The 9,984-nt window shown below is 66.8% G+C and carries 9 protein-coding genes; 4 read left to right on the top strand and 5 right to left on the bottom strand.

The genetic code is table 11. The annotated features are described in order from the left end of the window. Positions 1 to 543: 543 nt before the first annotated feature. The 4 genes from AAHM44_RS19990 to AAHM44_RS19975 all read left to right on the top strand — a co-directional run bounded on the left by AAHM44_RS19990 (position 544) and on the right by AAHM44_RS19975 (position 3,805). The gene (locus tag AAHM44_RS19990; RefSeq protein WP_269573992.1) at positions 544 to 1,203 is read left to right on the top strand and encodes a PepSY-associated TM helix domain-containing protein; all 660 of its coding nucleotides are present in this window, start codon (positions 544 to 546) and stop codon (positions 1,201 to 1,203) included. A 15-nt stretch (positions 1,204 to 1,218) separates the two neighbouring features. Continuing rightward, complete coding sequence (locus tag AAHM44_RS19985) at positions 1,219 to 1,746, top strand: DUF2271 domain-containing protein (protein WP_269573991.1); 528 nt, start codon at positions 1,219 to 1,221, stop codon at positions 1,744 to 1,746. A gap of 20 nt (positions 1,747 to 1,766) precedes the next feature. Further along, positions 1,767 to 2,693, top strand: coding sequence for a DUF4198 domain-containing protein (locus AAHM44_RS19980; RefSeq protein ID WP_269573990.1), 927 nt, complete (start codon positions 1,767 to 1,769; stop codon positions 2,691 to 2,693). A gap of 227 nt (positions 2,694 to 2,920) precedes the next feature. After that, positions 2,921 to 3,805, top strand: coding sequence for an FAD:protein FMN transferase (locus AAHM44_RS19975; protein WP_342251075.1), 885 nt, complete (start codon positions 2,921 to 2,923; stop codon positions 3,803 to 3,805). A gap of 162 nt (positions 3,806 to 3,967) precedes the next feature. Here the strand turns inward: AAHM44_RS19975 and AAHM44_RS19970 are convergent, their stop codons facing one another. The 5 genes from AAHM44_RS19970 to cobT form a co-directional block, all read right to left on the bottom strand. Then, positions 3,968 to 4,651: a Fe2+-dependent dioxygenase gene (locus AAHM44_RS19970; RefSeq protein WP_342251074.1), complete on the bottom strand. Its 684-nt coding sequence runs from the start codon at positions 4,649 to 4,651 to the stop codon at positions 3,968 to 3,970. Next, positions 4,645 to 5,370, bottom strand: coding sequence for a tetratricopeptide repeat protein (locus tag AAHM44_RS19965; RefSeq protein ID WP_342251073.1), 726 nt, complete (start codon positions 5,368 to 5,370; stop codon positions 4,645 to 4,647). Before AAHM44_RS19965 ends, AAHM44_RS19970 begins: the two co-directional genes overlap by 7 nt. A 12-nt stretch (positions 5,371 to 5,382) precedes the next feature. Continuing rightward, positions 5,383 to 7,707: a TonB-dependent receptor gene (locus AAHM44_RS19960; RefSeq protein ID WP_342251072.1), complete on the bottom strand. Its 2,325-nt coding sequence runs from the start codon at positions 7,705 to 7,707 to the stop codon at positions 5,383 to 5,385. A 125-nt stretch (positions 7,708 to 7,832) separates the two neighbouring features. After that, positions 7,833 to 8,084 (bottom strand): ribbon-helix-helix domain-containing protein, encoded by a 252-nt coding sequence (locus AAHM44_RS19955; RefSeq protein ID WP_269573985.1) that lies wholly within the window; start codon positions 8,082 to 8,084, stop codon positions 7,833 to 7,835. Positions 8,085 to 8,112: 28 nt separating this feature from the next. After that, positions 8,113 to 9,939, bottom strand: a complete 1,827-nt coding sequence (gene cobT / locus AAHM44_RS19950) for a cobaltochelatase subunit CobT (protein WP_342251071.1) — start codon at positions 9,937 to 9,939, stop codon at positions 8,113 to 8,115. Positions 9,940 to 9,984: the final 45 nt, after the last annotated feature.

The following is a 9,984-nucleotide window of genomic DNA, read 5'->3' as shown; positions in this document are numbered from 1 at the left end:
GGGGAGCAGCCAAGCAACCGCCAGAAGATCACGGCGCACCGCGCACGCGGCGCACCCCTTCAAATCCACCTCTGCCCATCGGGCAAAGAAAAAGCCCGGCCGGTCCTTCGGGACCGACCGGGCTTTTCTATTGCAGACCGGAAAATCAGGCCTTGTCGACGCGCCGCGCCGGCGGCGTACTCCGCAAGATCAGGTACATGCCCCCTAGGCAAGCCGAAACACCCACCACGCAAACCACTGCCAGGCCGAGATAAAGTGCCGACATCCAGTCCTCCCAAGTCTTTTCTGGAAGGAAGCTGCGTAATTTCTTGAAGAACGGCAAGAAACATTCGTAGCTGCATTGCAACGCAATTATGCTGCAATTGCGAAATAATCGACCTCGCCGTATCGATACGAGACAGGGACTCCGGACCATCTTGGGCGGGCCCGGTGCGCGCTCAAATGGCGCAGAATCAATCGCTCCCGCTTCTTCCCGGGTTTGCAATTGCGAATCGTTCTCGTTATCGCGCCGTAATCGAATCGAACCGGAATCGCTCACCCAAGATGCACGCCCCCTCCGCCCAGGCAGAAGAACTGGCCAAGGCCAAAGCCAAGCGCGCCCGCAAGAGCTTCTGGCTGAAGCAGCTGCATACCTGGCACTGGATGAGCTCGGCGATCAGCCTGATCGGCCTGCTGCTCTTCGCGATCACCGGCTTCACCCTCAATCACGCCGCCGACATCGAGGGCTCGCCCAAGTCGGTCGAGCATGCCGTGCAGCTGCCCGCGCCGCTGCTGGCCAGGGTGAAGGCGGACGACCTGCCCGATGCCAAGAAGCCGATCCCGGCCGATGTCGCCAAATGGGTGCAGGACCAGGTCAAGATCGACGCGAGCGGCACCGCCGAATGGTCCGCCGGCGAGATCTACCTCGCCAAGCCGCGTCCGGGCGGTGATGCCTGGATCTCGATCGACCGCGATACCGGCGCCGTCACCAGCGAGAACAGCTCGCGCGGCTGGATCGCCTATCTCAACGACCTCCACAAGGGCCGCAACGCCGGCGGCTGGTGGAAGCTGTTCATCGACGTCTTCGTCTTCGCCTGCCTCGTCTTCACGCTCACCGGGCTGGTGCTGCTGTGGATGCATTCGAAGCATCGCAAGAGCACCTGGCCGATCGTCATCGCCGGCCTCGTCATCCCGGCGCTTATCGCCATTTTCCTGATCCACTAAGGGGAGCCCAAGTCCATGCAGTATCGCATCACCGGCCTCACGCTCGTCGCGATCGGCGGGGCGGGCCTGCCGACCGCCGCCGGCGCGCAGACCATCGACCTGTCGGTCACCATTCCGCAGATGAAGGTCGCCGAGTATCACCGCCCCTATGTCGCGGTGTGGCTGGAAAAGGAGGGCGCCGCCCCCCGCACGCTCCAGGTCTGGTATGATTTCGACGGCCGCAGCGCCGAGGGTGCCGGCACCAAGTGGCTGCGCGACATGCGCCAGTGGTGGCGCGTGGTCGGCCGCGGCATGAGCTTCCCGGCCGACGGCGTCACCGGCGCCACCAAGGGCGCGGGCACCCACAAGATCGCGCTGGTCGGCGGCAAGGGCGCCACGCCGGCGCTGGCGCCGGGCAACTACAAGCTGCTGGTCGAGGCCGCACGCGAAGTCGGCGGCCGCGAGGTCGTCAGCGTGCCCTTCACCTGGAACGGCAAGGCCGTCACCGCCACCGCCAAGGGCGCGAGCGAGCTCGGCGCCGTCACCGTCTCGATCAAGCGCTGATCTCAAGGGGGAATAGAGACATGAACTTCCGCAAGCCGCTTCTCGCCGCAGCCGCCGTCATCGCGATCGCTGCCCCGGCCGCCATCGCGCACCGCCAGTGGATGCTGCCGTCCTCGACCACCGTCTCGGGCACCGATAACTGGGTGACCGTCGATGCCGCCGTGTCGAACGACCTGTTCTTCTTCGATCACCAGCCGCTGCGCGCCGTGCCCGTGGTCACCCAGCCCGACGGCACCGAGGGCAAGGTCGAGAACCATAATGTCGGCCGCTTCCGCGCGACCTTCGACCTGCACCTGACCCAGCAGGGCACCTACAAGGTCGCCGTGGTCAATGAGGGCGTGTTCGGCAGCTATGTGCTGAACGGCGAGCGCAAGATGCTGCCGCGCGGCACCAACACCGCCAATCTCGCCGCCGCGATCCCGGCCGGCGCCACCGATGTCCAGACCGCCGAGAATGTCTCGCGCAACGAGATCTTCATCACCCAGGGCGCGCCGACCAACACCGTGTTCAAGACCAGCGGCAAGGGCATCGAGCTGGTGCCGGTCACCCACCCGAACGACCTGGTCACCAATGAGCCCGGCAACTTCCAGTTCCTCAAGAACGGCAAGCCCGGCGCCGACCTGACCGTCACCGTGATCCCGGGCGGCATCCGCTATCGTGACGCGCTGCACGAGCAGGTGCTGAAGACCGATGCCCAGGGCAAGGTCTCGATCAAATGGGGCCAGCCCGGCATGTACTGGGTGATGGTCAACGAAGGCGGCGAGCGCGGCGAAGGCCCGGGCGCCGGTGGTCCCGGCGGCGGCCCGCGTCCGCAGCCCGCTCCGGGCGCTGCTCCCGCGGCACCGGGTGGTCCGCAGGCCGGCCCTGGTGGCCCCGGCGGCCGCCCGATGGGCCCGGTCCGCGCACGCGTGAGCTACGTCACCACCCTCGAAGTGCTGGCGCCGTAGTTCACACCGCCATCCCTCCTTTCCTGTCATCCCCGCGAAGGCGGGGATCCATTGGCGCTGCAGTCGCGGCTCTTCTCGACAACCTGCGTGAATGGATCCCCGCCTTCGCGGGGATGACGGTGTAAGAAAACGTGGACGCACGGATAGCCATCCCCCCAACCCTCTCGCCCGCGGCGTTCCATCGCCGCCGGGCGGGGGCCCCTGTCATTTCCTGCGCGGGCGAGACGATGGGGACCAGCTGGTCCGCCCGCATCGTCGCCCCGCCCGAGGGCATCGCCCTGAAGATCCAGGCCGAGCTCGACCGCGTCGTCGCCGAGATGAGCCATTGGGCCCCCGATTCCACCCTGTCCCGCTTCAACCGCAGCGAACCGGGTCGCTGGCAGCCCCTGCCGATCGGCTTCGCGAAGGTCCTCGCCGCCGCGATGGAGGTCGCCGAAAAGAGCGACGGCGCCTTCGATCCCGCGATGGGCGCGCTGGTCGATCTCTGGGGCTTCGGTCCGCCCGGCCCGCGCATCGGCTTGCCCGGCGACGCCGAGGTCGCGGACGCTTGCGCGCGGTCCGGGCGTTCCCATATCGAGCTGGACGGCCGCCGCGCCCGCCGCGATGCGCCGGTGCGGCTCGATTTGTCGGGCATCGCCAAGGGGCACGGCGTCGATCGCGTGGCGGAGATGCTGCGCAGCATGGCGCTGCCCGATTTCCTGGTCGAGGTCGGCGGCGAGCTGCGCGGCGAGGGTATCAGGCCCGATGGCCGGCCCTGGTGGGTGGATTTCGAATCCCTCCCCTCCAGCCCCCTGGCAAGTTTTCGCGTCGCGCTCCACGGCCTGTCGGTCGCCACTTCGGGCGACTATCGCCGCAGCTTCGCCCATGAAGGCCGCGACTATGCCCACACCCTCGATCCCCGCACCGGCCGCCCGCTGGAAAACGGCGTCGCCTCGGTCACGGTGCTCCATCCAAGCTGCATGCTCGCCGATGCCTGGGCCACTGCGCTGACGGTGCTGGGCCCGGACGGCATGGCGCTGGCGGAACGCGAAGGGCTCGCGACGCACATGGCGGCGCGCGAAGGCACGGGCTTTATGGAGCATCTCTCGCCGGCCCTGCAGGGGATGCTCTGAGAAATTCCCTTCCCTGAAAGGGAGGGGAGCGCAATCGGGTTGCAACACAGGATTTCGCCTGCTTGGCTACCGCAATTGCGAGATGCGCTTGCCGCGCGGCAAGCGTGTCAATTTTGGCGCCACGAAAACCCCGCTCCCGGCGGGTACTTCGTGTACTTTGGCTCAGGCGTCGGCCCAGCGGCGCAGGAGATTGTGGTAGACGCCGGTCAGCTCGATCACCGAGCGATCGTCATTGCCCAGCGTTGCTACCAGCCGCTGCACTGCCTGGTCCATCTCGAACAGGATGCGCCGCGCGCCATCGTCGCGCACCATCGACTGCATCCAGAAGAAACTCGCCACCCGCCGCCCGCGCGTGACCGGCTCCACCCGGTGGAGGCTCGATGAGGGATAGAGGATCGCGTGCCCCGCCGGCAGCCTGACCGACTGCACGCCGAACTGCCCCTCGATCAGCAGCTCGCCGCCGTCATAGGCAGCGGGGTCCTCGAGGAACACGGTCATCGACAGGTCGCTGCGGATGCGGAAGTCGGTGCCGCGCTGGATGCGGATCGCATTGTCGACATGCGTGCCGAACTGCTGCCCGCCGCCATAGCGGTTGAACAAGGGCGGGAAGACCTTGAGCGGCAGCGCCGCGGCGAAGAACAGGGGTGACTTGCCCAGCGCGTCGAGGATCATCGCCCCGCCCTGGCGATGCGCGTCGCTGCCCTCGGGAAGCTGCTCATTGTCCTTGGCCAGCGCCGATTGCGCGCCGGAAGTCGCGTTGCCGTCGATCCATTCGGCCGCATCGATGATGCCGCGCAGCTCGGTCACCTGCTCGGGCGAAAGCAGGTCGGGAATGGCGATCAGCATGAAGTTCCTTCCTTGCGCAGCGCTGCGCTGCCCCGGGTCCGTAGCCGCTCGTCCGGGACCTGCGCCAGCCAGGCAAGCGCCTTGTCGCGGAACACCGGCTTCGCCTCCGCCCCGCACCGCTCGATCCACAGCAGCGCGCCTTCCACGTCGCCGGCTTCGGCAAGCATCCGGGCATGGTTGAACATCCCGCGGAAGTCCCCGCCCTCGGCCGCCCGGGCATAGCAGTCCGCCGCCGCCGCCATGTCGCGCGGGACCAGGTCTCCCGCCTCATGGAAGCTGCCGACGAAGTTGGTGGATTTGGCGTGCCCCATTGCGGAGGCCTTCTGGAACCAGCCGAGCGCGGCCGTCTTGTCCTGCGTCAAGCCGGCGCCGAGCGCGAGCGCGGAGCCGTAATTGTACATGCCCCAGTCGAGCCCCGCCTCGGCGGCGACCCGGAAGCATTCCGCCGCGCGCACCTTGTCGATGCGCGTGCCCCAGCCAAGGTCATAGCAGCGGCCCAGCATGTTGAGCCCCATCGGATGCCCCTGCTGCGCCGCCTTCCAGAACCAGCCGAACGCCTCGGCCGGCTTCTGGGCGTCGAGCAGCATCTGGCCATGGATGGCCTGCGCCTCGGCCAGGCCGGCCTCCGCCCCTTCGCGAATCAACGCCGCCCGCGCCTCCGGCGAACCGGAGAGGCGGGCGGCGATGTCTTCGCTCGACAATGGATCGAGCCGCGTCATGTCCTGGCTATATCAGAACTTGTAGCTGGCCGTCAGGATCGCCGAGCGCGCATCGCCGGGGGTGGCCCAGCCGTTATTGGCGCGGATGCGGGTGTAGTAGAGCTTGTCGCCGATATTCTTGACGTTGAGCTGCAGCGACAGCGCCTTGGTCACCTCATAGGCGGCGGTCAGGTTGTGGACGAGATAGTCCTTCGAATAGAGCACCCGCGACAGCGGTCCGCCGACCACGGTGCGCGTCGGGAGATTGATCGCGAACTTGCCCTGGTAGGTCGCGCCGTAGCCGATCGTCAGGCCGAACGGCAGGGTATAGGCGGTGTAGAGGCTGCCCGAGTGCTTCGGGGTCTGCTGGAGCTGCGCACCGGCCGAGGGGTCGAGCGCCGCACCCTTCGCCACCGAGCGGATCAGCTCGCTGTCGAGATAGGTGTAGTTGGCGGTGATCTGCCAGGCCGAGGTGATGTGCCCGGTGGCGCCCAGCGCGACGCCGTCGACGCGCGAATGGCCGTCAAGCTGCTGATCGGGGACGGTCGGGTCGACCGAAGGCACCTTGTAGCTGTCACGATCGGTGCGGAACAGCGCCGCGGTCAGCAGCAGGCCGCCCTTGAACAGCTCCGCCTTGCCGCCGATCTCGTAATTCTTGGCGCTCTCGGGCTTCACGTTGCAGGTCGCGGCCGAGCAGCTGCCGTTGACGGTGCTCTGCGACGGGGTCCGCGAATTGCCATAGGCGACATAGAGGCTGATCGGTTCGATCGGCTTGTAGACCGCGCCGACGCGGTAGGAGAGCAGGCTGTTGCGGTTGCCCGTGCGGGTCACCGCCGTGATCTGGCCCAGCGTCGCTGCCGCGGTCGACAGGGTGTAGGCCGCGAACTCGCCGATGTTGCGCTCCCAGCGAACGCCGCCGTTGAGCTCGAAATGGTTCGACAGCTTCATCGTGTCGAACAGGTAGACCGCCTTGTTCGCGACCTCGCTGTGGCTCCGCGCGCTGACGATGAAGTTCACCGGACCGCTATAGACATTGCGGTTGTTCAGGTTCGGATCGTTCCAGGCGTAGGCCGGGATGGTCACGGCGGTGCCATTGGCATTGCGCTGCGAATTGCCCGAGCGCACGTCATAATATTCGCGCGAGAGCGAGATGCCCAGGTCGAAGCTGTGCTCGATGCCGAAGGTCTCGAACATGCCCTTCAGGTCGGTCTGGTTGTAGATGATCTGGTTGCGGGTATCGCGGGTGTTGCCGCGCGAGCCGCCGCTCGGCGTGAACAGGCCCGGGGTGGTGCAGGCCAGCCCGGCCGCGGTGAGGCTCGTCGGCAGGCAGAAGGTGCCTTCCGGGCCGTCCGCGATCGAATATTGCTCGACGTCCTGGTAGCGGGTGAGGTTGCGCAGCGAGATCTTGCTGCTCAGCTCATGCTCGAAGATCGCCGTCGCCTGATCGACATTGCTGTCCTGCTTGTCGAGGTTGCGGAAGCCGTAATAGGCGCTGCGGCTGGTGCCCGGCACCTGGCCGGTGAACCAGTTGTTGGTGCTGCTGACATAGGGCACGCCGAACTGCGGGATGTTGTTGTCCTCCTGGTGGAGGTAGATCAGGCTCAGCTTGGTCGGCGCCTCGAGCCCGAAGGTAACCGACGGCATCACGCCCCAGCGCTTGTTGTTCTCGACTTCGCGACCGGGAACATCGTTGCGGTGATACATCGCGTTCAGCCGGACGCCGATGCTGTCGCTCAGCTTCCTGTCGATATCGGCGGTGGCACGGTAATATTCGTCGGTGCCGATCCCGGCCTGCACCACGGTCTTGTCGCGGCCGCTCGGGCGCTTGCTGACCAGGTTGATGTTGCCGGCGATCGAACCGGCACCCGAATAGACCGAGTTCGAGCCGTTGGTGACTTCGATCTGCTCGATGTTGAAATTGTCCGAGCGGGTATATTGCGCGCTGTCGCGCACATTATCGATCGTGATGTCGTTATTGGCGCTGAAGCCGCGCAGGTTGATACTGTCGCCATAGCCGCTGCCGCCTTCGCCGGCGCCGAAGGTGATGCCGGGCACCGTCGCCAGCGCATCGCGCAGCGACAGGATGTTCTGCTGCTCCATCACTTCGGCCGTGATCACCGTCACGGTCTGCGGGGTATCGCGCAGCGGACGGGTGTTCTTCGGGCTTTCCTGCTTCGGCTGGTAGACCTGGCCGTTGACCGTGATCTGGTCCTTGTCCTGCACGTCGTCCGACGAAGCGGGGGTATTCGCCTTGTCGCCGTCCGGCCCGTTGGAGGCGTGGGCTGGCGCGCTGGCGACGAAGCCGACACAGGCGAGCGCGAGGAAGGCGGGCGCAGCCGCACCGGTCGAACGATTCACTTGGGAACCCCCTGTTACAGATTGTTTCGCCGCCAGCTATTGCGAACCAATCTCAGAGTCAACGCTAATGCGACTGGATCGCAACATTGTCGTAAAATTGTCGCGACCGTCACCGCGGGAAAACGTCAGGGGCGATGCATCTCGGCGAGCAGCCAAGTGCGGATCGCACTGGCAAGGTTGGGGGGATCCTCCCCGCTGATCCGGGCATGGTCGATGGCCGCGACCAGCGCATTGAGCGGCAAGGAACGCCCCGCTGCGGCATGTTCCAGCGCGTCCCAGAAGATCGGCTCTAGGCTGATCGAAGTCTGGTGCCCGGCAATGGTAACGGAGCGCTTGATCGGCCCCTCGAAGCCGCCCGGGGGAGGATCGATCTTCATTCCCGCCGGCTCGCTCGCGGGCCGGGCATCATTCGGAGTCGAAGAGCGCAGCCAGCTGCTCGACCATCGTGCCGGCAAGCTGCTCGGCGTCCATGATTGTCACGGCGCGGCTGTAATAGCGGGTCACGTCATGCCCGATGCCGATCGCCACCAGCTCCACCGGCGAGCGCGCCTCGATCCAGCCGATCACCTGGCGCAGATGGCGCTCCAGATAGGAGCCCGAATTCACCGACAGGGTCGAATCATCGACCGGCGCGCCGTCCGAGATCACCATCAGGATCTTGCGGTCCTCGCTGCGCCCGATCAGCCGGTTGTGCGCCCAGAGCAGCGCCTCGCCGTCGATATTCTCCTTGAGCAGCCCCTCGCGCATCATCAGCCCGAGCGACTTCTTGGCGCGGCGCCACGGCTCGTCGGCCTGCTTGTAGACGATGTGGCGGACATCGTTGAGGCGGCCGGGCTGGGCCGGTCGGCCATCGGCCAGCCACTTCTCGCGGCTCTGCCCGCCCTTCCAGGCACGGGTGGTGAAGCCGAGGATCTCGGTCTTCACGCCGACGCGCTCCAGCGTGCGCGCCATGATGTCGGCGCTGATCGCAGCGATCGAGATCGGCCGCCCGCGCATCGAGCCCGAATTGTCGATCAGCAACGTGACCACCGTGTCCTTGAACTCGGTGTCCTTCTCGCTCTTGTACGAGAGCGACTGCATCGGGTTGATGACCACGCGCGCCAGCCGAGCCGCGTCGAGCAATCCCTCTTCCTGATCGAAGTCCCAGCTGCGGTTCTGCTGCGCCATCAGCCTGCGCTGCAGCCGGTTGGCGAGCTTGGTCACCGCGCCCTGCAGATGCACGAGCTGCTGGTCGAGATAGGAGCGGAGCCGGTCGAGCTCCTCGGTGTCGCACAGGTCGGTCGCGGCGACGACTTCGTCGAACTGGGTGGTGTAGGCGCGATATTCGAACTGGGGCGGCAGGTCGCTCCACGGCCGGTTCGGGCGGACGGGCATCATGCCCTCCTCGCCTTCGTCGCCGGGCTCGCCGTCGCCATCTTCCATCGCGTCGGACTGCTGCTGCTCGCCTTCCTCGCCCTCGTCGGATTCGCGCTGCTCGCCACGCGCCTCCGCCTGGCCTTCGCTCTGGCTCGACTCGCTCTCGCCTTCCTCGTCGCCGTCCTGCTGCTGGTCGTCGGTGCCTTCGTCCTCGCCGCCGCCTTCATCGGCTTCGTCGGGGATCAGGTCGCCTTCGGTCAGCTCCAGGTCCTGGAGCAGCTTCGACGTGAGCGAGGCGAATGCCTGCTGGTCGTCGATCGCCAGCGCCAGGGCATCCAGGTCGGAACCGGCGCGCTCCTCGATCCAGTCGCGGATCAGCGCCATGCCCAGCGCAGCGGTGGAAGGCGACTCGCGCCCGGTCAGCCGCTCGCGGACCATCAGGCCAAGCGCCGTCGACAGCGGCACTTCCTCGCGGTTGCGCGCCCGGGTGATCGGGTCGGCGCGCAGCTTCAATTCCAGCGCATGCTCGAGATTGGCGGCGATGCCGGCATAGCCGCGCGAGCCCAGCGCCTCGACCCGCGCCCCTTCGACCGCGTCGAACACCGCGCGCGCCACCGGCTCCTTGGGCGCGCCCTTCAGATGCATCGCATTGTCGTGGTGGCGCATGCGCAGCGCGAAGCTGTCGGCAAAGCCGCGCGCCTCGGCGACTTCCTCGGCCGGCAGGCCGCGTGAGGGCGCCGGCACCTTGATCTGGCGGCCATCCTGGCGCGGCGCCTCGCCGGTGAAGCTCAGCTCGGCCTCGCGCTCCCCCGAAAGAGCGCGCGCTGCGCCGCCAAGGACATTGCGGAACCGGTCGAGCGGAGAGTCGGCAGCCATGGCGATTGTCTTTGTGTGCCTTGTCCCCCAGGATCAAGTCCGAAG

Source organism: Sphingomonas sp. OTU376 (assembly GCF_038440415.1).
Classification (GTDB): Bacteria; Pseudomonadota; Alphaproteobacteria; order Sphingomonadales; family Sphingomonadaceae; genus Sphingomonas; species Sphingomonas kyeonggiensis_A.
This window is presented reverse-complemented; position numbering and strand designations above follow the sequence as displayed.